Annotated in this window: 22 protein-coding genes; 2 read left to right on the forward strand and 20 right to left on the reverse strand. The window is 65.8% G+C overall.

Annotation, left to right across the window (positions count from 1 at the left end):
* Positions 1 to 10 precede the first annotated feature (10 nt).
* From ABIB28_RS01370 to ABIB28_RS01465, 20 genes are all read right to left on the reverse strand, one after another.
* Complete coding sequence (locus ABIB28_RS01370) at positions 11 to 1,123, reverse strand: ABC transporter permease (RefSeq protein ID WP_354285815.1); 1,113 nt, start codon at positions 1,121 to 1,123, stop codon at positions 11 to 13.
* A complete protein-coding gene (locus tag ABIB28_RS01375; protein WP_354285816.1) occupies positions 1,120 to 2,256 on the reverse strand; it encodes an ABC transporter permease in 1,137 nt (378 codons plus the stop codon). Before ABIB28_RS01375 ends, ABIB28_RS01370 begins: the two co-directional genes overlap by 4 nt.
* Complete coding sequence (locus tag ABIB28_RS01380; RefSeq protein ID WP_354285818.1) at positions 2,253 to 3,251, reverse strand: HlyD family secretion protein; 999 nt, start codon at positions 3,249 to 3,251, stop codon at positions 2,253 to 2,255. Before ABIB28_RS01380 ends, ABIB28_RS01375 begins: the two co-directional genes overlap by 4 nt.
* Positions 3,248 to 4,702 (reverse strand): TolC family protein, encoded by a 1,455-nt coding sequence (locus ABIB28_RS01385; RefSeq protein WP_354285820.1) that lies wholly within the window; start codon positions 4,700 to 4,702, stop codon positions 3,248 to 3,250. The genes ABIB28_RS01380 and ABIB28_RS01385 overlap by 4 nt, the downstream gene beginning before the upstream one ends.
* Positions 4,703 to 4,886: 184 nt before the next feature.
* Positions 4,887 to 5,213 carry a PilZ domain-containing protein gene (locus ABIB28_RS01390; protein WP_189674826.1) on the reverse strand — a complete coding sequence of 109 codons (327 nt, stop codon included), beginning with the start codon at positions 5,211 to 5,213 and terminating at the stop codon, positions 4,887 to 4,889.
* A gap of 181 nt (positions 5,214 to 5,394) precedes the next feature.
* Positions 5,395 to 5,628 carry a 50S ribosomal protein L31 gene (gene rpmE / locus ABIB28_RS01395; RefSeq protein ID WP_010186706.1) on the reverse strand — a complete coding sequence of 78 codons (234 nt, stop codon included), beginning with the start codon at positions 5,626 to 5,628 and terminating at the stop codon, positions 5,395 to 5,397.
* Between the two features lie 81 nt (positions 5,629 to 5,709).
* A complete protein-coding gene (locus tag ABIB28_RS01400; protein ID WP_133188487.1) occupies positions 5,710 to 5,928 on the reverse strand; it encodes a hypothetical protein in 219 nt (72 codons plus the stop codon).
* Complete coding sequence (fabZ, locus tag ABIB28_RS01405; RefSeq protein WP_133188489.1) at positions 5,928 to 6,404, reverse strand: 3-hydroxyacyl-ACP dehydratase FabZ; 477 nt, start codon at positions 6,402 to 6,404, stop codon at positions 5,928 to 5,930. Before fabZ ends, ABIB28_RS01400 begins: the two co-directional genes overlap by 1 nt.
* Positions 6,405 to 6,409: 5 nt before the next feature.
* A complete protein-coding gene (locus tag ABIB28_RS01410) occupies positions 6,410 to 7,141 on the reverse strand; it encodes an OmpH/Skp family outer membrane protein (RefSeq protein ID WP_133188491.1) in 732 nt (243 codons plus the stop codon).
* Positions 7,141 to 9,927, reverse strand: a complete 2,787-nt coding sequence (gene bamA / locus ABIB28_RS01415) for an outer membrane protein assembly factor BamA (protein WP_502958188.1) — start codon at positions 9,925 to 9,927, stop codon at positions 7,141 to 7,143. Before bamA ends, ABIB28_RS01410 begins: the two co-directional genes overlap by 1 nt.
* 68 nt (positions 9,928 to 9,995) lie before the next feature.
* Entirely contained in the window at positions 9,996 to 11,129 is a 1,134-nt protein-coding gene (locus ABIB28_RS01420; protein ID WP_354285824.1) for a M50 family metallopeptidase, read from the reverse strand.
* A complete protein-coding gene (locus ABIB28_RS01425) occupies positions 11,126 to 12,319 on the reverse strand; it encodes a 1-deoxy-D-xylulose-5-phosphate reductoisomerase (protein WP_354285826.1) in 1,194 nt (397 codons plus the stop codon). Before ABIB28_RS01425 ends, ABIB28_RS01420 begins: the two co-directional genes overlap by 4 nt.
* On the reverse strand, positions 12,316 to 13,116 hold the full coding sequence (locus ABIB28_RS01430) for a phosphatidate cytidylyltransferase (RefSeq protein WP_354285828.1): 801 nt from the start codon (positions 13,114 to 13,116) through the stop codon (positions 12,316 to 12,318). The genes ABIB28_RS01425 and ABIB28_RS01430 overlap by 4 nt, the downstream gene beginning before the upstream one ends.
* Positions 13,113 to 13,856, reverse strand: a complete 744-nt coding sequence (locus tag ABIB28_RS01435; protein WP_189674831.1) for an isoprenyl transferase — start codon at positions 13,854 to 13,856, stop codon at positions 13,113 to 13,115. The genes ABIB28_RS01430 and ABIB28_RS01435 overlap by 4 nt, the downstream gene beginning before the upstream one ends.
* Complete coding sequence (gene frr / locus ABIB28_RS01440) at positions 13,853 to 14,410, reverse strand: ribosome recycling factor (RefSeq protein WP_354285830.1); 558 nt, start codon at positions 14,408 to 14,410, stop codon at positions 13,853 to 13,855. Before frr ends, ABIB28_RS01435 begins: the two co-directional genes overlap by 4 nt.
* Positions 14,411 to 14,413: 3 nt before the next feature.
* On the reverse strand, positions 14,414 to 15,088 hold the full coding sequence (pyrH, locus tag ABIB28_RS01445; RefSeq protein ID WP_354286323.1) for a UMP kinase: 675 nt from the start codon (positions 15,086 to 15,088) through the stop codon (positions 14,414 to 14,416).
* A gap of 359 nt (positions 15,089 to 15,447) precedes the next feature.
* Complete coding sequence (gene tsf / locus ABIB28_RS01450; protein WP_354285832.1) at positions 15,448 to 16,386, reverse strand: translation elongation factor Ts; 939 nt, start codon at positions 16,384 to 16,386, stop codon at positions 15,448 to 15,450.
* Positions 16,387 to 16,471: 85 nt separating this feature from the next.
* Complete coding sequence (gene rpsB, locus ABIB28_RS01455) at positions 16,472 to 17,317, reverse strand: 30S ribosomal protein S2 (RefSeq protein ID WP_189674833.1); 846 nt, start codon at positions 17,315 to 17,317, stop codon at positions 16,472 to 16,474.
* Positions 17,318 to 17,737: 420 nt separating this feature from the next.
* Complete coding sequence (locus ABIB28_RS01460) at positions 17,738 to 18,553, reverse strand: CDP-alcohol phosphatidyltransferase family protein (RefSeq protein WP_133188510.1); 816 nt, start codon at positions 18,551 to 18,553, stop codon at positions 17,738 to 17,740.
* Positions 18,554 to 18,713: 160 nt separating this feature from the next.
* On the reverse strand, positions 18,714 to 19,442 hold the full coding sequence (locus ABIB28_RS01465; RefSeq protein ID WP_354285835.1) for a phosphatidylserine decarboxylase: 729 nt from the start codon (positions 19,440 to 19,442) through the stop codon (positions 18,714 to 18,716).
* Between the two features lie 136 nt (positions 19,443 to 19,578).
* Between ABIB28_RS01465 and ABIB28_RS01470 the strand changes: the two genes are divergently transcribed.
* Both ABIB28_RS01470 and ABIB28_RS01475 read left to right on the forward strand, forming a co-directional pair.
* The gene (locus tag ABIB28_RS01470) at positions 19,579 to 20,802 is read left to right on the forward strand and encodes an NADP-dependent isocitrate dehydrogenase (RefSeq protein WP_354285837.1); all 1,224 of its coding nucleotides are present in this window, start codon (positions 19,579 to 19,581) and stop codon (positions 20,800 to 20,802) included.
* A gap of 270 nt (positions 20,803 to 21,072) precedes the next feature.
* Positions 21,073 to 22,863: a cation:proton antiporter domain-containing protein gene (locus tag ABIB28_RS01475; RefSeq protein WP_354285839.1), complete on the forward strand. Its 1,791-nt coding sequence runs from the start codon at positions 21,073 to 21,075 to the stop codon at positions 22,861 to 22,863.
* The last annotated feature ends 313 nt before the right edge of the window (positions 22,864 to 23,176 follow it).

The raw sequence follows: 23,176 nt of genomic DNA on the forward strand, positions 1-23,176 counted from the left end.
ATCGCCCCGGTCAGTCTGTTCGCGCGCTCCGGAAGGGGCGCGTGAGCAGCCAGGCGGCGAGCGCGCCATAGACCAGCGCTTCCACCGCCAGCGCGATCGCGTCACCCGCCACGTCGTTCAACCCCGCCCCCATCTGGTTGAGCGGCACGAAGATATGCACCGCGAGCGTCGAGGGCGCGAGATGCGCGAGCGCGGCGAGCCAGGACGGCATTTGCTCGAGCGGCCATGCCGATCCGGTGAGGAAGAACAGCGGAACCGAGGTCGGCACGAGCACCGCCATCGCGCGCTCGGAGCGATCGAACAGCCCGCCGAGGAACAGCCCGAGCGCCGCGACCGCCGCGGCAAAGCACGGCACCGTCACCAGCAAGGCCGGGATGTTGCCGCCGCGCGGAACGTCCTGCAGCCAGAAGATGAAGCCGAAATAGAAGAACGCCGCGAACACGCCGAGCAGCGTCATCGCCGCCCATGCCCCCGAGAACGCGGCACGCCGCATCGGCGGATCGCCGCGCTCGCGTCGCCCGGCGACGAAGGTCGCGACGCCGAACAACAGCGTCTGCTGGAGGATCACACTCGCGACCGCGGGAAAGACATAGTCCTTGTAGCCTGCGCCGGTGTTGAACAGCGGCTCTTGGATGACGCGGACCGGGGTGCGCAGCCCGAGGGCGCGCGCCGCGCTCCCCAGCCGGTTCTCCGCCGCGCCCGCGATCGCCGCGCTGACCCCTTCGCCGATCGCGCTCGCGCGCAACAGATATGCGGCCTTCACCCATACACCGACACCGCCGCCCGGCGCGCCGGTCAGCAGCGAGCGCGTCACCCCGCGCGACAGCAGGATGATCCCGTCGGCCTCGCCCGCGCGCATCCGCGCGGTCGCGCTTGGCATGTCGGCGACCGAGGCGACGATCCGCACTTCGCGCGTCGCCGCCAGATTGCGCAGCACCTCGCGCGTCAGCCCACTATCCTCCTGGTCGACCACCAGCACGGGCACGCTTTGCGTCGCTTCGTGCGCGTACGGCGCGGGATAGTAAAAAGCATACAGCACGACCGCGAGCAGCATCGTGCTGGCGAGCGTGCGCGAGGTCAGCACCGTCCGCCACGTCTCCTCGAAGGCTTCGCGAAAGCTCATGCCGCGCTCCGGGCGCTGTGCGCGATCAGCAGCACCGCGCCGCCACCCGCAATCGCGACATACGCGAGCAGCGCGAGGATCGGCCCGACCGCCGACCCCGCCGCATCCCCGACGAACTGCCCCATCTGCAGCGCGAGGTAATGCGTCAACGGCAGGATCGCACTGACGATCCGCGCAAAGCCGCTGCCGCCATCGAGCGGCAAGGTCGCTCCTGAAAAGGCGAGCGCCGATCCGGCATAGACCGCGCTCGCCGAGAGCCCGGTCGAGGTCTCACGCGTGACCGCGACGAGCAGTGCCGAGATGCACGCGGTGCCGAGATAGAAAAGCGACTGCCCTGCGACGATCAGCGCGATGCTCCCCTCGACCCGCCACCCGCGCGCGAGCGTCAGGTAGAGCAACCAGGCAACACCCCACAGGCTCATCGCCGCGACATAGGGCAGCATCTTGCCGAACACCGCTCCCGCGACACCACCGCTCGCGCGCGCCCAGGCGGCGAGCGACTTGTCGCGAAGTTCGCGACCGAGCGCCATCGCCGTCACGCACGCGGTCAGCAGGTGGAGCACCGCCGGATTGATCAGCGAGAGCAAATACCATTCGAAACTCGTCGCGGCGTTGTACAGCGCGGTCACTTGCACGGTGAGCGGCGTCACGCGCAGCGGTGGCAGTCCGTGGGCGCTCAACTGCGCGGCGACGAGCTCGGCACTCGCCGCGGTCACCGCGCTCGATATCCCGCGCACCGCCTGCGTGCCGGTCGAGAGGAAGCTCGCTTGGTAGCGGATATGGATCGCGGGCGCTGTACCGCGCGCCACCCCCCGCCCGACGCCGCGCGGGATCTCGACGATCGCCCAGGCCTGCTCGCGCCGCACCAGCGTCATCGCATCGGGCAAATCCGCCCCGACCGAGACGATCCGCACCGCCGGCGACGCATCGACCGCACGCACGATCGCGCGGCTCGCGCTGGTCGCGTCATGATCGACGACCGCGATCGGCAGATCGCGCGCCACGCCTCCGAACAGCATAGCCCCCATCGCGAAGAGCAAGGCGGCGGGCATCAGCGTCAGCATCGCGAGATCCCAGCGACAGCCGCGCAAATGCGCGAGCTCCGCCGACAGCGCTCGCGCGAACGCGCTCATTGCGGCCAGTCGAACAATACGCTCATGCCCGGCCGCAGATTGGCGAGCGTACCGACCGGGCGCATCCGAACCTCGAACGAGCGCACGTCATAGCCCGATGATTGCCGCGTCGCGCGCCACGTCGCAAAATCGGCCCGCGGCGCGATGCTATAGATACGGAAGCTCGCGGTCGTGCCGAGCGCGGGCACCTTGCCGCGCAGCACCTTGCCCATCGCGATGCCGCGATATTGGTCCTCGCGCACCGTCATCGACACCCACGGATGCGCGACGTCGATCACTTGATAGGCGGGGACAATCGGGCTGACGACCTCGCCCGGCTGGACGAGCTTGCGCGAGACTTCGCCCGCGATCGGCGAGACCAGCCGCGTCTCGCCGCCAAGCGCGGTCGCTGTAGTGAGCGCGGCGCGCGCGATATCGACCTGCGCCGCCGCCACCGCCTTGTTCTGCGGCCGCGCGCCCGCCAACGCCTTGAGATATTGCTGGCGTGCCGCCTCGGCCTGGCGCGCGCTGCTGTCGCGCGCGGCAACGGCTTCGTCACGCCGCTGCGCCGCGATCACGCCCTCGGCATAGAGCGTCTCCGACCGGCGGCTGGTGACTTGCGCCAGATTGGCGACCGATTGCGCCGCCAACCAGACCGCCTTTACGCTTGCGACATCCTCGGCGCGCGCGCCCTGCTCGGTCTCGGACTGGACTGCCTGCGCACTTTGCAAAGCGCCCTTGGCCTGCGCTTGTCCGCCCGCGATCTCGGGGCTCGACAATTCCGCGAGCACTTGCCCGGCACGGACGTGCGCGCCCTCATCGACGAACAGCCGATCGACGCGCGCAAGCGCCTTGGTCGCGACATTGACCTCGTCGGCATCGACCATCCCCTGCAACTGCTCAGGCGCGGGCCGGCTGGCGAGCCACAGGCCAATCGCGAGCAGGATCGCGACGAGGACCAGCGCGGCGTAGAACAGCGGCAGGAGATTGCGCTTGCTACGCGGACTGTCGGTCATGGCGTCACGGCCCCCAGGCGGTGGTCGGCGCGCGCGAGATAGCCGCCGAAACTGTCGAGCTGATGGCTGGCGACAAGCAGCCCCGCCAGCGCGAGATCATATTCATACGCCGCGGCAATCCGTTGCGTGCGGACCGTCGCGATCGCCGCCTGCGCATCGATCACCGCCGCCGAGGTCGCCTCGCCCTCGCGGAACGAGAGTTCCTGCACACGCAGATTCTCCTCCGCCGCGGCAACGCTGCTGTCGAGCGAGAGAAAGGTGCGCCGCGCGGTTTCGGTCAGGTCATAAGCGCGGATCGTCTGCGTCGCGATCGTCTTGCGGATTTCGGCCGCGCCGTCGGCGGCCGCGCGCTCGCGTTCGTGCGCCGCATCGAGCGTACGGCGCCGGTCGACGTTCGACAGCAAGGTCATCCGCACCGCGACCCCGGCGATCCAGTCGGGCTCGGTCGGCAGCGCATCGTTGCGATTGAGATTATACTCGCCGAACGCAAACGCCTGCGGGCGATAGCGGGAGCGCGCCAGATCGACCCCGGCCGCGGCGACCGCGCGCGCCGCATCGGCGCCGCGTGCTTGCGGATGATCGCTTGCGGCGAGGAACTCGGCCTTGGGCGGCAACGGCTGGGCGTTGACGAAGAGCGCCGTGGTCGGCTGCACCCCACCCTCGGCATCGAGCAGCCGCGCGAGCGTATCACGCGCGGTCGCCGCCTCGAGATCGGCGCGCAGATAGGCGCGGTCGGCGGCATCGCGCGCGACTTGGACCTCGAGCACGCGGGCATGCGACAACACGCCTTGCTGCTCGAGCTTGCGCGCGTCGGAAAGATGGCGGTCAAAGCCGTCGCGCGTCGCGCGCGTCGAGGCAGCGAGCTGTTCGGCGACTTGCTGCCCGAAATAGGTGCGGACCAGGTTGAGCTGCGACAGATCGCGCCCCTGCGCCTGCGTCGCCTCGGCGATCGCGACGCCGGCCTGCGCGCCACGCTGGATCGCGGGGATCGCACCGCCGGTGTAGAGCGGCAGCGCGGCTGTCACCGTCGGGCGAAACGCCGTATCGCGCGTCTGGAAGCGCAGCGTATCCGGGATCGCCGACACTAACCCTGGCAGCGCCGCGCCGACGCGTTGCGTCACCTGGCTGACGATTTCCTGAAAGCCCGGCGGGAATTGCCCGGGCAAGCCGGCGAGAAAGTCGGTGGTCGCTCCGGTCAGGTCGCTTTTGCTCCCCGACAGGTCGATCGCAAGCGTCTTCTGATATTCGACAACGCTCGCCGAGGCGGAGACAACGGGCCGCCGCAATGCCTTCAGCGCGTCTGCCGTGGCCTGTGCCGCCCGGACCTCGTGATCCGCAGCACTCAGCGCGCGCGAGCCCTTGCCCAGCGCCTGCGATGCCGCCTCGAAGCTCATCGCCACCGGCGGCGCGACATCCTGCGCCGCAGCGGGCAGCGCAAGAAGAAGACTCACGCCTGCCGCACCAAAGGAAAGCAAATGGGCCATGTCGCCGCCATGCCTCGACTACGGTCCCCGGCGCAAGTCGAAGCGCGCAGAGGCGGGCGCCCTCAGTACGGATTGCCATTGCGTCCGAGGACGCTTGTCTCGGACGTGCATCGATCAAAACTTATGGTAGCTGACGGCAAGCCCGCCAAAGTCACGCCAGTTCGAGCGTCCGGTCCGTCAACCGCGCAAAGGCAACGTCGTCGAGCGGCTCGCGGAATTGGCAACCCGCCTGATATTCGTCGGCCCAGATGATCGTCGCGACGATCTGGCCGATCTTGGGCAACGTCAGCCAGATCATCGCCCCCTTGGTCATCGGCGAATAGGTGTGGATCTTGGCGCCGTGCAGCGAGACGTCGGTCACCTTGCACAAGGCGCGATCGAGACCGCCGCGCCCCATCTTGGCATCGAGCGAGATCGGCGAACGCGGACTGCGACGGCGATCGGGTCTGACGGCGGGTTCGAATTCGGCGGCGATCATCGGCGGTTCCTTCCCGCGCCATTCGCGGGAGACGAAAGCCTATGCCGGTATCGTTAAGGCGCGGTTAGCGATGCTGCCCCGCGGCGATTTTCCATGCCCCAAAACAGAACCGGCCCGCTCCCCGTGATGGGGAACGAGCCGGCTCGATCCGCGCAGCGCCATGCGGCGCTGGTCGCGATGCTTACTTCTTGCCGATCGACGACATCGCGCCGAAACGCTTGTTGAAGCGCGCGACCTGACCGCCTGCGTCGAGCATCGTGCCGCGCCCGCCGGTCCATGCCGGATGCGCCAGCGGATCGATGTCGAGCGTCATCAGATCGCCTTCCTTGCCCCAGGTTGTGCGGGTCTGGAACTGCGTGCCGTCGGTCATCTGCACCGTGATGGTGTGATAATCGGGGTGAATGCCTTTTTTCACGTCTAAATCTCCGAAGAGCCGCTGGTTACCGACCAGCAGCGAAGTCGCGGCCCCTAGCAGGGCGCAGCGGTCTTTGCAAACTCAACCGCCCCGCAACCCCCACCAGCGGCGCAGCGCGATCAGCGACCAGATCGCCTCGACGCCGCCGAACGGCCAGGCCCCCTGCAGGAAGCCGTAGGTCGACCCGAGCACGCAGGCCCCGGCAAAGCCGAGCACCCACCAGGACGAGCGCTGCTCGAAGGCGTAGCAGACCAGCATCGCCGACACGGCAAACAGGCCAAACCAGGTCAGCGCGTCCATTACGCCTTTGGCGGATCGGCGATCATCGCGGTGAAATTGGCTTCCGCGGCGAGCTGCCCGTCGATCGTAGCGCGGCCTGCGAACTTGCAGACGCTCGAGCGCTTCTGGACGAATTCGACCTCGAGCTTGAGCAGCACGCCCGGCTCGACCGGTTTACGGAACTTCGCGCCGTCGATCGCCATGAAATAGACGAGCTTGCCCGAGCCGGCGAGCCCGAGCGATTCGACGGCAAGGATCCCCGCGGCTTGCGCCATCGCTTCGACGATCAGCACGCCCGGCATGATCGGCCGCCCCGGGAAATGCCCCTGGAAGAACTGCTCGTTGATCGTCACCGCCTTGATGGCGGTGATCGACCGGTCGAGGATCAGTTCCTCGACACGGTCGACCAACAGCATCGGATACCGGTGCGGCAGCGCCGCCATGACCCGCCCGATATCGAGCGGGCCAAGCGGGCCCCTGCTTTCGCTATCGCTCATCGGGCTCAGCGGCCCGATGGCGCCTTGGCGCCGGCAGCCGGTGCTGCGGCTGCGCCACCCGCCTGCTGCGCCTGCGCGCGACGCACGGCCGAGAGATAGACGAGCTGCTGGAACTGCTGCTGCAGCTGCGCGGTCTGCTGGCTCGGCTGCCAGTTGGCGGGCGGCGTGATCGACACTGTCGGGTTTGCGGCGTCGAGGGCTGCCTTGATCTCGTCGGTCATGTCGACTGCCGGCGCGCTGTACTGGACCGAGTTGGCCGAGAGCAGCAAGCTGATCTTCTTCGAATCGACGACGGTCTTCACCGCAGCCGAATACTTCTGCGAGATCTGCTCGATCGCCCAGGCCTGGGCGCGCGTCGCAGGTGCGCTGAGACGTGCGGACTCGGCCTGCGCGGTCTTCTGCGCGGCTTCCATCTTGGCGAGGATCGGGTTGCGCGCAGCCTGGGCAGCGGCGATTTCCTCGTCCGACAGGCGCTTGTCCTTGTTGGTGTCGAGCGGCGCGCCGAGCGTTGCCATTTCGGTCTGCAGCGCAGCCTGGCGTGCGCTCGCCTGGTCGAGCTGCGCCTTGTAGGTCGTGCTGATCGACTGGTTGGCGGCGTCGAGCGCCTTCGCGGTCAGGATCACCGTCTCGGGATCGGAGATCGCCACGCCATTGGCCTGTGCAAATGCCGAATTCGCCATCGCGAGCGCCGGCACAATCGCCGCGCAACCCAGCATGAGCTTCTGGTACGTCTTCATCAGAACTGTGTCCCTACGTTGAAAGTAACGAGTTTCGAGTCGTCGCTCTTATCCTTGAGCAACGCATAAGCAAGATCGATCCGCAGCGGACCGAACGGCGAGTTCCAGTTGACGCCCGCACCGACCGAAATACGCGGCCGCGGCGAATCGCCACCGAATGTTTCCTTGAACGGCGCGTTCGAACTGGTCGAGGCGACATTGGTCGACGTCCCGGTGCACGCCCCACCGATCGTCGACGAATAGCCGACTGCGCAGGTCGTGGCCGAACCCGGGTTCGTTGCATCGGTATTCGGCACCACATAGAGCGGGCTGCCGTTCGTCGCGTAGTTTTGCGTAATCAACGGCAGGTAGGTGATGCTTCCATCGGACTCTATCCGCGTTGGGAACTGACCGCCCTGCAACACTGGCGATGTGATTCCGAACAGCGCACCCGCCTGAACGTAGATCGACGGCCGCAGACCCAGTTCGCGCGCGCCCGCACCCAGCGGAATCTCGAGCTCGAGCTTGCCGAGGTAATAGGCGCGACCGCCGAGCGCATCGTCGGCGAGGAGCTGCGTACGATCGGTGACGAGCGTCTGCTTGCCCGAAGCATCGGTCGTGAAGCTCTGCCGCTGGACGCGCGGGCCGACGCCGCGAATGTCGAAGCCGCGGAAATCGGGCTCGCCGAGATAGAAGCGATCGGTGATGCGGACATTGTCGATGCCGACGCCACGGCTCTTCTCGAGCGACTTGATATAGCCGCCCTCGACGTTGGCCGAAGCGATGAAGCCGCTGCCGATGTTGAAAAACTTCGAACCCTCGAACTTGGTACGAATGTACTTCACGTCACCGCCGAGCCCGGCAAAATCCTGGCTGAAGATGAAGCGATGCCCCGCGGTCGGCCGCAAGCGGCTGTTGAGGCTGTCGTAGATCAGCGAATAGCCGACCGACGACGTCCAGCGATTGCCGATTGCATCGCACAGATAACGCCCGGCCTGAAGCGGATCGCACCCGTCGTTGGACGAGTTGCCGCGAATGCCGTCGAAATTGCTGTCGGTATAATAGGTCGACTTGTCCAACCCGACCTGATCGTACGACAGGCCATAGCGGCCGGCGAGCTGCCAATATTCGGTCAGCGGCACGCCCGAGCGAATCTGGAAGCCGGTCGACACCTGCGTATAGGTCGTCTGGCGCTGGTTATTGAGCGTGTAGTTGAACGCGTTGTAATCGCGCCGGAAGATGTCGCCACCGATCGCGATGTTCTTGTTGAACAGATACGGTTCGGTGAACCCCAGCTCGACCGACTTCGAATAGGTCGAATAGTTGACGCTCGCGCGCAATTCCTGGCCCTTGCCGCGGAAGTTGCGCTGGCGGATCGAAGCCTGGATGATGAAGCGTTCGAGGCTCGAATAGCCCGCCGACAGCGACAGCTCGCCGGTCGACTTCTCCTCGAGGTTCGCGGTCAGCACGACGCGGTCGGGCGATGACCCTTGCGTCTGCTTGATCTCGAACTTGTCCTGGAAATAGCCGAGCGAGTTGATGCGGTCCTGCGAGCGCTTGACCTGGAAGCTGTTGAACGCATCGCCCTCCGACAAACGGATCTCGCGACGGACGACCTTGTCCTGCGTCTGCGTGTTGCCGTTGATGTCGATCCGCTCGACATAGGTACGCTTGGCTTCGGCGATGTGGAAATTGAGCCCCATCGTCAGCGTGTCTTTGTCACGCGCGTAATCGGGGTTCACTTCGGTGAACGCGTAGCCGAACAGGCCGGCCGCTTCGCTCAGCGAATCGATCGCGGTTTCGACCTTTTTGGCGTCGTACCAATCGCCCTTGTTGATGCCGAGGTTGGCGGCGAGCTTCTTGTTGTCGAAGTCGCGGATGTCGCTGTCGACGGTGATGTCGCCGAACTTGTAGCGCTTACCCTCCTCCACCACGTAGGTGATGATGAAGTCCTTCTTGTCGGGCGTCAGCTCGGCGACCGCCGAGGTCACCTTGAAGTCGGCATAGCCCTCGGTCAGGTAGAACTGGCGCAGCTTCTGCTGGTCGTATGCCAGGCGATCCTGATCATAGCTCGTGTTCGAGCTCAGCAGCGTGGTCAGACGCGCTTGCTTGGTCGCCATCTGCTCGCGCAGCTTGCTGTCCGAATAGACCTCGTTGCCGAGGATGTTGATCTGGCGGACCTTCGACTTCGGGCCTTCCGAAACCTCGAAGATCACGTCGACGCGGTTCTGGTCGAGGCTGACCATCTTCGGCTCGACGACCGCAGCGAAGCGGCCCTGGCGACGATACAGTTCGACGATCCGTGCGACGTCCTGCCGGACCGCGGTGCGCGTGAAGATCTGGCGGGGGGCGAGTTTCACCTCCTTCTTGATCTTGTCTTCCTTGAGCCGCTTGTTGCCCTCGAAGATGACGCGGTTGATCACCGGGTTCTCGCGAACGCGCAGCACCAGCTCACCGGTATCGGCGCCGGCGATGATCACGTCGGCGAACAGTTCGCTCGCGTAGAGATCCTTGATCGCCTGATCGAGCGTCTCGTTGGTGAACGCCTGCCCCGTCCGCAGCTTGGTATAGGACAGCACCGTCTCTGGCTCGAGCCGCTGCGCGCCTTCGACGCGGATCGACTTGATCGTACGCGACACGACCGGCGCGGCGGCAGCCACGACCGGAGGTGTGGCCTGCGCGGGAGCTGCGGCGGGCTGGCCCGTCGTCTGCGCCGACGCCGCGAGCGGAACGCCCGTCAGCATCGTGCCGGCGAGCAACACGGCGGTGGCCCGTGCGCCGAAATTGGAAACCTTGATCGCTGTCACATCCCACCCCAAATCGGAGAAAATTCCGCGTGGCCGATAAATCGTCGGCCCGCCCTGCCTTACAAGCGTCAACCGATCAAGCCGGTCAGCGACTTCCAGAGGCCAAATGCGCCGAGATCGTTGATCGTTACCATGATCATCAGCGCGAGAATCGCCGCCAGCCCGCCGCGAAACGCCCATTCCTGGATTGCCGGCGTCACGGGCCTGCGCCGGATCGCCTCGATCGCGTAAAAGAACAGGTGCCCGCCATCGAGCAGAGGGACTGGCAATAAATTGATGAATCCGAGATTAATGGAAACCCCGGCGATCAGGAAGATCAGGTCGGGCCAGCCGAGCGCGAGCTGTTCGCCCGACACCTTTGCAATGCGCAGCGGCCCGCCAAGTTCGTCGACCGAGCGCCGCCCGGTGATGATCTGGCCCAGGCCGTCGAGCGTCGTGCGCAGGATCTTGCCCGTCATTGCGACGCCGAACGCGGGCGCCTCGAGCAAGCTGACGGGGCGAGCGACGGGTGCGGTCGGGCCGACCCCGAGCAAGCCCTTCTTGAATTCGTTGCCGAAGCGATCGCGCTCGGTCGCGGTTCCGAGCACGGCTTCGCGCTCGACGGTTGCTCCGCCGCGGACGTAACTGACCATCACACGCTCGCCGGGGCGTAGCATGGCGAATTGCGCGACATCGTTGAAGGTCGCGATCGGGCGTCCGCCAAGCGCAGTGATGCGATCACCCGGCTGCATGCCGATCGTCGACGCGGCGCTGCCGGGGCTGACCAGACCGACGACGGACGGCGTCCGGTCGACCCCGAAGGTCATGGCAAATCCCGAAAGGATGATGATCGCGACGATGAAATTGGTGATCGGCCCGGCCGCGACGACGATCGCGCGCTGCCATACAGGCCGCGCCTGCAACGTCCGCGCGCGCTCTTCGGGCGGCAGTTCGAGCCATGCCGGATCGGGGGCACTGGCGGCGTTGAGATCGCCCGCGAACTTCACATAGCCGCCAAGCGGCAGCGCGCTGAACTTCCACCGCGTTCCGCGGCGGTCGGTCCAGCCGAACAGCTCGTGGCCAAAGCCGATCGAAAATGCGTCGATCTTCACGCCGAACAGCCGCCCGGCGAGATAGTGTCCAAGTTCGTGCAGAAAAACGAGCGGCCCGATGACGAGCGCAAAAGCGAGGACGGTAAGCAACAGGCCTGGGGATTGGCTCAAACCGAGATATCCTTCACGTTCGCCCCTCTCGCCGCCCCGCTGCGCGATCCGACATGCCGGCGCGCCATCCTGCGCGCTTCGGCATCGACCACGAGCACGTCTTCCAACGTCGCCGGTGCGGCCGGATCATAGCCCTCGAGCGTATCGGCGACGATTGCGGCAATTTCGAGGAAGCCGATCTCGCGGGCGAGAAAAGCCGCGACCGCGATCTCGTTGGCCGCATTGAGGATCGCCGGGCGCGCGCCGCCCGCGTTGAGCGCATCGCGCGTCAGCTGCAACGCCGGGAAGCGCACCGGATCTGGCGCGGTGAAATCGAGCCGGCCGATCGCGACGAGATCGAGCGGTGCCATCGGCGTGGCCATCCGGTCGGGCCAGGCGAGGCACGAGGCGATCGGCACGCGCATGTCGGGCGGGCCCATCTGCGCGAGCACCGAGCCGTCGACATAATCGACCAGCGAATGGATCACCGATTGCGGATGGATCACGATCTCGATCGCGTCGTTCGGCACGGGGAACAGCCGCGCCGCCTCGATCAGCTCGAGCCCCTTGTTGAACAAGGTGGCCGAATCGACCGAGATCTTCGCGCCCATCGACCAGTTCGGATGCGCGACCGCCTGTTCGGGCGTGACGCTGCGCATCTGCTCGGTCGACCATTCGCGAAACGGTCCACCGCTGCATGTCAGGATGATCCGCCGGACGCGCTCGGGACGCGCCGCGTCGAAGCATTGGAAGATCGCATTGTGCTCGGAATCGGCAGGAAGCAGCGTCGCGCCCGATTTGGCTGCGGCGGCTAGAACGACCTCGCCCGCCGAAACCAGCGGTTCCTTGTTGGCCAGAATCACCGTCTTGCCGCCAGCAATCGCCGCCATCACCGGCTCGAGCCCGGTGCAGCCGACGATCGCGCCCATCGTGATGTCGGCACCCATGCTCGCCGCCTCGAGCACCGCGGCACGCCCGCCGCCGCACCCGATATTGGTCCCGGCAAGCGCCGCGCGCAGTTCGGGCAGGCAGCTTTCGTCGGCGACCACCGCGAACTTGGCATTGGTGCGGATCGCCGCGGCGGCAAGCCGCGCGACGTCGCAATTCGCGGTCAGCGCAACGACCGCGAACCGGTCGGGCTCGCGCTCGATCAGATCGAGCGTCGACGTACCGATCGAACCGGTCGCGCCGAGAATTGTAATCGTCTTCACCACCAATAGACTTTCGGTAACAGGATCAGCAGCGCCGCGACGGGGGCGACGGGCACCAGACCGTCGAGGCGATCGAGCACGCCGCCATGTCCGGGAAGCAGCGTACCGCTATCCTTGACGCCCGCCTGGCGCTTGAGCCAGCTTTCATAAAGATCGCCCGCCTGTGCAAGCACGGCGAGCAAGGGCGTCGCCAGCGTCAGGCGAAGCGGCAGGCCATAGTGCAGATGCATCGCCGCGGCGAACAGGCTCGCCGCAGCAACGCCGCCGGCAAGGCCGGCCCAGGTCTTGTTCGGGCTGATCGCCGGGGCGAGCTTGGGCCCGCCGATCGCGCGTCCCGCAGCATAGGCGCCGATGTCGCACGCCCAGACCAGCGCCAGCGCCCACAGCGTGAGCACCACGCCCTCACGCTGATGCCGGATCAGCAGCAGCGCCATGATCGGCAGCCCGACGTACAGCACGCCACGCGCGAGGCCGGGGAGCCGCGTCACGATCACGACGAAGAACGCCGCGCCGATCAACAAGCCAAGCGACAGGAACCCCGCCCCTGCCCCGACCACCGGCATCATGATCGCCAGCGGCACCGACAGCGCATATTGCGCGAGCCGCTTGGTGTGCGGCGGCGCATGTTGCAGATCGGACCACTCGGCCATCATGAACAAGCCGAGCACGACGCACACCAGCCAGAACGCGATGCTGCCGAACACGATCGCGCCGAGCGCAACCGCAATCAGCGCCAATCCGACAACGATCCGGAGTGTAAGATTCGACGGGCCGGCCGCCTTGGGGACAGCCGTCACAGGCCGCCGAACCGCCGTTGCCGCTGTCCGAAGGTCGCGATCGCGCCAGCCAGCGTCTCGGCATCGAATTCGGGCCAGAGCGTGTCGACGAACAGCAATTCGGCATAGGCCGCCTGCCACAGCAGGAAATTCGACAGCCGGACTTCGCCGGACGTACGGATCAACAGATCGAGCGGCGGCAAGTCGCGCGTGTCGAGTTCATCCTCGAACATCGCAGCGTCGATCGTCGCGGGGTCGAGCGTACCTGCCTGAGCACGCTCCGCCATGCGCCGGGCGACTTCGACGATCTCTGCCTGCGCGCCGTAATTGAGCGCCATCACGAGGATCGGCCCGGTATTGACCGACGTGCGCGCGATCGCGGTGTCGATCAGCTCGACGAGATCGGGCGTGAAGCGGCGATAGTCGCCGATGATGCGAAGCCGCACATTGTCGCGCACCATCTCGTCGAGATCGCTGCGGATGAAGACGCGCAGCAGACCCATCAGGTCGCTGACTTCCTCTTCCGGCCGCCGCCAATTCTCGCTCGAGAAGGCGTAGAGCGTCAGCGCCTCGATCCCCATCGCCCGCGCCGCGCGCGCGACGCGGCGGACCGCCTCGACACCCTGGCGGTGCCCGGCGATCCGCGGCAGATGCCGCTTCTTGGCCCAGCGACCATTGCCGTCCATGATGATCGCGACGTGGCGCGGGAGCACCCCGGCCACGGTCGCAGGATCGGCAGCCCGGGCGGCGAACGGCCTCACTTGCCCAGGATTTCCTTTTCCTTGGCCAATGCCGCGGCATCGATGTCGGCAATCGTCTTGTCGGTCAGCTTCTGGACTTCGGTCTCGAGCTTCTTGCGATCGTCCTCGCCGAACAGGCCCTTCTTCTCGTCGACCTTGAGCGAGTCCATGCCGTCGCGACGCACGTTGCGCGCGGCGATGCGCGCGTCCTCGGCATATTTGCCGGCAAGCTTGGCGAGCTCCTTGCGGCGCTCCTCGGTCAGATCGGGGATCGGCAGGCGCAGCGTGGTGCCGTCGACGATCGGGTTGAGGCCGAGCCCGGCCGAACGGATCGCCTTGTCGCACGGGCCGACATTCATCTTGTCCCACACCTGGACCGAGATCATCCGCGGCTCGGGCACCGAGACGGTCGCGACCTGGTTGAGCGGCATCTGCGCGCCGTACACTTCGACCGTCACCGGATCGAGCAACGAGGTCGAGGCGCGACCGGTGCGCAGCCCGCTGAGATCGCCCTTGAGCGATTCGACGCTGCCGGCCATGCGGCGTTCGAGATCAGCCTTGTCATACGCGGCCATGGATCAGTCTCCCTTGATATGCTGAACGGTCGTCGAGACGCCTTCGCCGCGCAGTACCGCGGCAAGGTTGCCCGACTGACGGATGTTGAAGACGACGATCGGAATATTGTTGTCACGGCACAAGGCGATCGCGCTGGCGTCCATCACCTTGAGGTCCTGAGCGAGCACGGTGCCGTAGCTGACGGTGTCGTAGCGCTTTGCGGTCGGCACAACCTTAGGGTCGGCATCATAGACGCCGTCGACCGAAGTGCCCTTGAAGAGCGCGTCGCACTTCATTTCCGCTGCACGCAGCGCTGCGCCGCTATCGGTCGTGAAGAACGGGCTGCCGACGCCGGCCGCGAAGATCACGATGCGCCCCTTTTCGAGGTGACGCTCGGCGCGGCGGCGGATGAACGGCTCGCACACCGAGGCCATCGGGATGGCGGACTGGACGCGCGTCTCGACGCCGATCTGCTCGAGCGCGTTCTGGACGGCGAGCGCGTTCATCACGGTCGCAAGCATGCCCATGTAGTCGCCGGTCGCGCGGTCCATGCCGCGCGCCGCGCCTGAGATGCCGCGGAAGATGTTGCCACCGCCGACGACGACGCAGAGCTCATAGCCCTGGTGCTTAACGTCGGCGATTTCGGCCGCGACACGTGCGATGACGTCGGGATCGATCGACAGGCCGCCCGAGCCCATCAGGACTTCGCCCGATAATTTCAACAAGATGCGTTTGTGGGCGATTGTCACGAGAATCCAGACTGCAATGGGCTTGGTCCGCCAGCGGGCGGTGCGGCGCGGACCTTATCGGCGACGCCGGATGATTGGAAGCGCGGAAACCGTGCAGAGTGCTCGGGTCGGCGCGGATGTGGGCGTGCTTCCGCTTCCGTCACCCTCGCGAAAGCGAGCGTCCCGCTTCTTCTTCTTCTACTCGGCCCGGGCCAGGCAGCGGGATCCCGGCTTTCGCGGGGAGGACGGGTTCCCGACGTAACAAGGGCCGCACCATCCGGCGCGGCCCCTGCCCTTTGTCGCGTCACCCGAAGGCGAAACCGAATCGCTTAAGCGGCCGGCTGCTGCGGAACGCCCGAAGCGGCAGCGACTTCGGCTGCGAAGTCGCTCGACTCCTTCTCGATGCCTTCGCCGAGCTGGAAGCGGACATAGTCCTTGAGCTCGATGGGCTTGCCGGCGGCCTTGGCAGCGTTGGCGACGACGTCCGAGATCTTGGTCTTGCCGTCCATCACCAGCAGCTGGCTGACGAGCGCGTTTTCCTTGCAGTACTTCGCGATCGCACCGTCGACCATCTTCGCGACGATCTCGGCGGGCTTGCCGCTCTCCGAAGCCTTTTCGGTTGCAATCGCGCGCTCGCGGGCGACGATCTCGGGGTCGAGGCCGTCCTCGTTGAGCGCGAGCGGGAAGGCCGCCGCGATGTGCATCGCGATCTGCTTGCCGAGCGGGAGGAGCACGTCCTCGCCAGCTTCGCTCTCGAGCGCGACGAGCACGCCGATCTTGCCGAGGCCAGGCGCTGCTGCGTTGTGGATGTACGGCACGACCGCGCCCGAGGTCACTTCGAGGCGCTTGGCGCGACGCAGGTTCTGGTTCTCGCCGATCGTCGCGATGTTGCTGGTCAGCGCCTCTTCGACGGTCTTCTCGCCGATCGACGCCTGCTTGATCATCTCGATATCGTCGCCGAGCGCGAGCGCGACTGCGGTGACGTCACGGACGAAGGTCTGGAACTGGTCGTTCTTTGCAACGAAATCGGTCTCGGAATTGACTTCGACGGCCGCACCCGTGGTGCCGTTTACTTCAACGCCGATCAGACCCTCGGCCGCGGTGCGGCTCGACTTCTTGGCGGCAGCAGCGAGGCCCTTGGCGCGCAGCCAATCCATCGCCGCCGTCATGTCGCCAGCTGCTTCGGTCAGCGCCTTCTTGCAGTCCATCATGCCCGCGCCGCTCTTTTCGCGCAGGTCCTTAACCGCTGCTGCAGTGATCTCGGCCATGTGAAAATCCTCTTGTCTGTAGATACGAATATAGGCGGAGCGGGGCGAAAAGCCCTACCCCGCCCATAGGTCAGTTCGGTGACGCTTACGCGTCGATCTGGCGCTCGGCCTCGGCGACCATTTCGGCCTGCAGAGCTGCGTCCGATGCCGGCGTGATCTCGGCGGCAGGAGCCTCCGGTGCCACGGTCAGCGCTTCCTCGGCGGGCGGCGCTTCCATCGAACCGATGTCCTGACGGCGCGACATCTGCTCGTTGCCACCGCGCGTCGCGGCGATCGCGATCGCTTCGCAATACAGGCGGATCGCACGGCTGGCGTCATCGTTCGCCGGAACCGGGAACGCGATGCCGTCGGGCGAGACGTTCGAATCGAGGATCGCGACGACGGGGATGCCGAGCGTGTTGGCTTCCTTGATCGCCAGCTCTTCCTTGTTCGCGTCGATCACGAACATCACGTCGGGGATGCCGCCCATGTCGCGGATACCGCCGAGGCTGAGCTCGAGCTTGTCGCGCTCGCGCGTCAGCTGGAGGACTTCCTTCTTGGTCAGGCCGTGCGTGTCGCCGGAGAGCTGCTCTTCGAGCGTCTTGAGGCGCTTGATCGAACCCGAGATGGTCTTCCAGTTGGTGAGCATGCCGCCCAGCCAGCGATGGTTGACGAAATGCTGGCCCGAACGGCGAGCGGCGTCAGCGACGGGCTCCTGCGCCTGGCGCTTCGTGCCGACGAACAGAACCTTGCCGCCAGCGGCGGTCGACGCCGAGACGAACTCGAGCGCGCGCGCGAAGAGCGGAACGGTCTGCGAGAGATCGAGGATGTGGACGCCGTTGCGGTCGCCAAAGATGTAAGGCTTCATCTTCGGGTTCCAGCGATGCGTCTGGTGGCCGAAGTGTGCGCCCGTTTCGAGCAATTGCTGCATGGAGACGACTGGTGCCGCCATAAGATAGGTCCTTTCCGGTTGTGCCTCTGGGAAGCGAGTCATCCGTGGATCCAGGGTGAAACCCCGGACGGACACCGGCAATATGTGCTTCCCATGCGGTGTGAAGGCGGCCCCGTTAGCCGAGCTTGCCCCAACAATCAACCCGGAACACGACTTGACACGCAGAACGGAAACGGAACATACCATGTTCGAGAGCGGAACGGGGAACCCGAACGCCTTAAGGATGTTGCGACTTTATGACGCTTCACCGTGATAGACGGAGATAAACGATGGCTGTTATCGGTTTCCTGGTTTTTGCAAGCGCGCTGGCAGCGAGCGTTGCGGTGTTTTGTTTGACGCTTGTGCCGGCCTTGCCGCGGATCGTTGCGTTGCTCCGCGACGGTGTAGATCCGATGGCGACGCGACCTCCGGTTTGGATCGTTAGCGAGCCTCGGCTTCGGGCGCGGATGCGGACGGTGTCGGCGGTAGCCCGGCCGAAGCTGCGCGCTGCCGCTTGACCTTTGCATAGGCGGCGATGCTGAACGGCACCGTCGCCAGATAGGCGGCACACAGGAACGTGAGTGTGTGCCATGGCGCGGAAATCAGCGCCGCGCCGAGCAACACGACAACTGCGATCGCCTCGAAGCGGATATTGGTGCGTAGTTTGAGCGACGACCAGCTGAAGGTCGCGACGCTCGACACCATCAGGATCGCCATCAACGCGACCCACGGCCCGACGATGAACGGCGAGCGCCACAGATCGAGGCCGGTCCAGAACCACAGATAGAGTGGCAACATCGCGAGCCCTGCGCCGACCGGCGCCGGTGAACCGGTGAGGAAACCAGCCGATTTGTGCGGCTGTTCGGCGACATCGATGCCAGCGTTGAAGCGTGCCAACCGCAGGGCACAAAACACCGCGAACACCAACGCGACGAGCCACCCGAAGCGCGGTACTTCCTTGAGCGACCATAAATAGAGAATCAGCGCGGGCGAGACGCCGAATGAAATCGCGTCGGACAGCGAATCGAGTTCAGCGCCGAACCGGCTCTCGCCGCGAACCATCCGCGCGATCCGGCCGTCGATCCCGTCAAGCACACTGGCGATCATTACCATCAGCACAGCGGTTTCCCACTGCTCGGCGATTGCGAAGCGAATCCCGGTAAGCCCGGAACACAAGGCCAAGGCGGTGACCGCGTTGGGCGCGACGGCCCGCAATGGCAGGCCGCGCGCAGCGGTGCGGCGCAGGGGCGTGGTCATGCGGCGATGCCCGGCAGGCCGGCGGACATTATCCGCGAAATGCTGACGCGTTCAGCCGCGCACGAACGCACATTCGGCGATGTAGCAGGCAACGCTTCGACACGCTCGACGCGAATGGCAGGCGAAGACCACCGCACAGGTGACGCTGAAACACGCTCGATCACTGCGCGATCCCGCTTGCGACGGTGCCGCCGATGCGCCCGAGAATCGTCTCGCCAGCCACGCTGCGCTGGCCGAGGACGACCTGGCACGCACAATCATCGGGCAGGAACACATCGAGCCGGCTGCCGAAGCGAATGAGACCGATCCGCTGCCCCGCCGCGATCATGTCGCCTGGCTTGACGAACGGAACGATCCGCCGCGCGAGCAGCCCGGCGATCTGGGTGAAGCCGATGCGCCGGCCGTCGCGACCCTCGACGACGATATGCTGGCGCTCATTGTCCTCGCTTGCCTTATCGAGCTCGGCGTTGACGAACTTGCCTGAGATATACACCACCTGCTTGACCGTGCCGGCGATCGGGGTGCGGTTGATGTGCACGTCGAACACCGACATGAACACCGAAACGCGGATCAGCGGCGCGTCGCCGAGGCCATTCGGCCCGGCGAGCTCGCGCGGAACGGGCACGCGTTCGATCATCGAGACCAAGCCGTCGGCAGGCGAAATGATCAGACCCTCGCCCGACGGCGTGACACGCACCGGATCACGGAAGAACAAGGCGACCCACAATGCGAGCCCGAGCAGCGGCCACGTCAGGATGGGTACGAACACCCACGCGAGGAAGGCGATCAGCAGCGCGATCGCGACATATTTGCGCCCCTCGGGGTGCAGATCGGGAACGCGCCATTTCACGGCTTCGGCGGACGGGTTCAGCTTGTCGGATGGTATCATGCCGGAAACTGTAGCTCACCCCCCTCGCTGCGACAATCGCGAACCCAAAGCGCTCCGCCCTGGACCGGGTGCGGGTTGATCACCGCGCGCCATGCTCCTAGACGCTCCCCAAACCTCCCTTCAGGAAAGAGCGGAAATGGCGAAGATCAAGGTAAAGACGCCCGTCGTGGAAATCGATGGCGACGAGATGACGCGGATCATCTGGCAGTGGATCCGCGAGCGCCTGATCCTCCCCTATCTCGACATCGATCTCGAATATTACGATCTCGGCATGATGAGCCGCGACAACACCGACGACAAGATCACCGTCGACAGCGCCAAGGCGATCCAAAAGTACGGCGTCGGCGTTAAGTGCGCGACGATCACCCCTGACGAGCAGCGCGTCGAGGAATTCGGCCTCAAGAAGATGTGGAAGTCGCCCAACGGCACGATCCGCAACATCCTCGGCGGCACGATCTTCCGCGAGCCGATCGTGATCAAGAATGTCCCGCGCCTGATCCCGGGCTGGACGCACCCGATCGTCGTCGGTCGTCACGCATTCGGCGATCAGTATCGCGCGACCGATTTCCTCGTGCCCGGCCCCGGCAAGCTGCGGCTCGTGTTCGAAGGCGATGACGGCAAGGTCATCGACCGCGAAGTGTTCCAGTTCCCGTCGTCGGGCGTGGCGCAGGCGATGTACAACCTCGACGACTCGATCCGCGATTTCGCACGCGCCTCGATGCATTACGGCCTCAACCTGAAGTGGCCGGTCTACCTGTCGACCAAGAACACGATCCTCAAATATTACGACGGCCGCTTCAAGGACCTGTTCGCCGAGGTCTTCGAGACCGAGTTCAAGGACAAGTTCAAGGATGCGGGCATCTCCTACGAGCATCGCCTGATCGACGACATGGTTGCATCCGCCCTCAAGTGGCACGGCGAGTTCGTCTGGGCGTGCAAGAACTATGACGGCGACGTCCAGTCGGACCAGGTCGCTCAAGGGTTCGGCTCGCTCGGCCTGATGACCTCGGTGCTGCTCACGCCCGACGGCAAGACGGTCGAGGCGGAAGCCGCACACGGCACCGTCACGCGCCACTTCCGCCAGCACGAGCAGGGCAAGGCGACCTCGACGAACCCGATCGCGTCGATCTTCGCCTGGACCGGCGGCCTCAAGTATCGTGGCAAGTTCGACGGTACGCCCGAGGTGACCAAGTTCGCCGAGACGCTCGAGCAGGTCTGCATCCAGACGGTCGAGGACGGTCACATGACCAAGGATCTCGCGCTGCTGATCGGCCCGGAGCAGCCGTGGATGACGACCGAGCAGTTCTTCGAACAGGTCCGCGTCAACCTCGAAGCCAAGATGGGCGAGATCACCGGCTGATACCGGCGTTTCAGGAGATGAGGAGCCCCGGGGTTGCGAGCGTCCTGCTTGCACCTCCGGGCTCCTTGCTCCGCACGGTCGTCGGGTATCGGGCGGCGCGACAACGACGATCGCGCAGTTAATCGCGCTGCCTTCGGAGCACAATCGGCCGACCTCAGCGGCCCGCAACCAACAACCGGATGATGATACCGGCCGGTTCGGCGCCGATAATCAGCACATCTGTGTCAGGCATAAGCTGACAAAGCGGCCGCAAGCTGGTCTAACGGCTGCATGGCATCTCCCCTTCTCTCTTCCGGCTTCAGCGACGCGCTCGTTATCCTCGGCGCCGCGGGGTTGGTCATTCCGGCATTTGCCCGCGCGAAGATCAGTCCGGTCATCGGCTTCATCCTCGTCGGCCTGCTCGTCGGGCCATTCGGGCTCGGTGCGCTCGTCAAGAGCTACCCCTGGTTGTACCACATCACGATCTCCGACCCGCACGCGATCGAACCCTTCGCCGAGTTCGGCATCGTGTTGCTGCTGTTCTCGATCGGGCTCGAGCTGTCGTTCAAGCGCTTGTGGTCGATGCGCCAATTGGTCTTCAGTACCGGCGCCGCGCAGCTGATCGCGTCGGGCATTATCCTCGGAACCGGCCTGCACCTGCTGATGGGGCTGGCCTGGACGGGATCGATGGCGCTCGGGATCGCGCTTGCCCTCTCGTCGACTGCGCTGGTGTTGCCGATCGCGGGGACCGCGAGCCCGGTCGGGCGCACCGCGTTCGCGATGCTGCTGTTCGAGGATCTCGCGCTCGTCCCGATCATCTTCGTGCTCGGTGCGCTCGGGCCGATGGCGGCGGCGGCGGGCTGGGCCGGATTCGTCAAGGTCGGCGGCCTCGCGGTGTTGACGGTCGCGATCCTGTTCGTGGGCGGGCGCTTGCTGCTGCCGCGGCTGTTCGCGCAAGCCGCACGCACCAAGAGCCCCGAACTGTTCCTCGCCGCCTCGCTGCTCGTCGTGATCGCCGCGAGCTTGGCGACCACCGCCGCGGGTCTTTCGCCGATCGTCGGCGCGCTGCTCGCTGGCTTGCTGATTGCCGAGACCGACTATCATAGCGAAGTCGAGGTGATGACCGCGCCGTTCAAGGGGCTCGCGCTCGGTGTGTTCCTCATCACCGTCGGAATGAGCGTCGATATCGGCGCGATCCTCGCGGATTGGAGCAGCTATCTGCTCGGCATCGCGGCGGTCGTGGCGATCAAGGCGGTGGTGACCTTCGCGCTGCTGCGCCTTTCCGGTCTGGGTGGCGGGGTTGCCGCGGAAACCGGCGTGCTGATGGGCAGCCCGTCCGAGACCACGCTGATCGTGCTCGGCGCAGCGGGACAGGCGCAATTGCTGGCGCCTGGACTTACCAGCTTCTGGCAGACGGTGACCGCGATTGGCCTCACCATCACGCCGCTGCTGGCGATGCTCGGCAAGCGCGCGGCGAAGCGGATCGAGCTCCGCGGCGACACCTTGCCCGAGGCGGAGATTTCGCCCGAGGGGCCGGGCACGGTCGTAATCGGCTTTGGTCGCGTCGGTCGGATGGTGTGCGACATGCTCGCGGTGCACGGCCAGCCCTATGTCGCGGTCGAGGCGGACATCGACGCAGTGACCGCAGCGCGCGCCGAGGGATATCCGGTAATTTTCGGCGACGTGGTCCGTCCCGAGCTCGTCGACCGACTCAATCTGGGGCGCGCCAAGGCGCTGATCCTGACGATGAACGACCCGGTGCTGAGCGTGTCGATGACGCGGCGAGTGCGCGGCGGGGTGCCCGATCTGCCGATCATCGTGCGCGCGCGCGACACCGCGCATGCCGCGCAACTCTACAAGGCCGGGGCGAGCGATGCCGTGCCCGAGACGCTCGAAAGCTCGCTCCAACTTGCAGAGGCTGTGCTGACCGATCTCGGCGTCGCGGTCGGGCCCGTGATCGCCTCGATCCACGAAAAGCGCGACGAACTGCGCCAGGAGATCAAGGCGGCGGCCGAGATGGAAGTCCTGCCGCGGCTCAAGCGGGTGCGCGGCATCATCCGTACCGAGGGTAGCCCGGCCTGACGCCGACGTGCGGCCCCGCCGCGCGTTGATCCGAAACGCCGCTAATCGCGCCGCGATCGACTGAGGGCGGACCGCCATCGTTTGATGGCAATTGCAGCGGTTTGGGACCACATCCCGCCGGCTCGATCCACGGCAAACGCGCTCAACACGCGCGCGAGCGCATCCGAAACAGATGCAACCGGCTTTGACGCGGCCCGCCGCATGATGCGACCAAGAGCAGCGCCAACGCTCGCGCTGCCGAACCTCTCCCCGATCGACTCGATCCGACAGCCTCCGCTGCCGGCACCGGACACCCGCGTCGGGAGAGAATCGG

Origin of the sequence: Sphingomonas sp. UYEF23 (assembly GCF_040546165.1) — a bacterium.
Lineage (GTDB): Bacteria > Pseudomonadota > Alphaproteobacteria > Sphingomonadales > Sphingomonadaceae > Sphingomonas > Sphingomonas glacialis.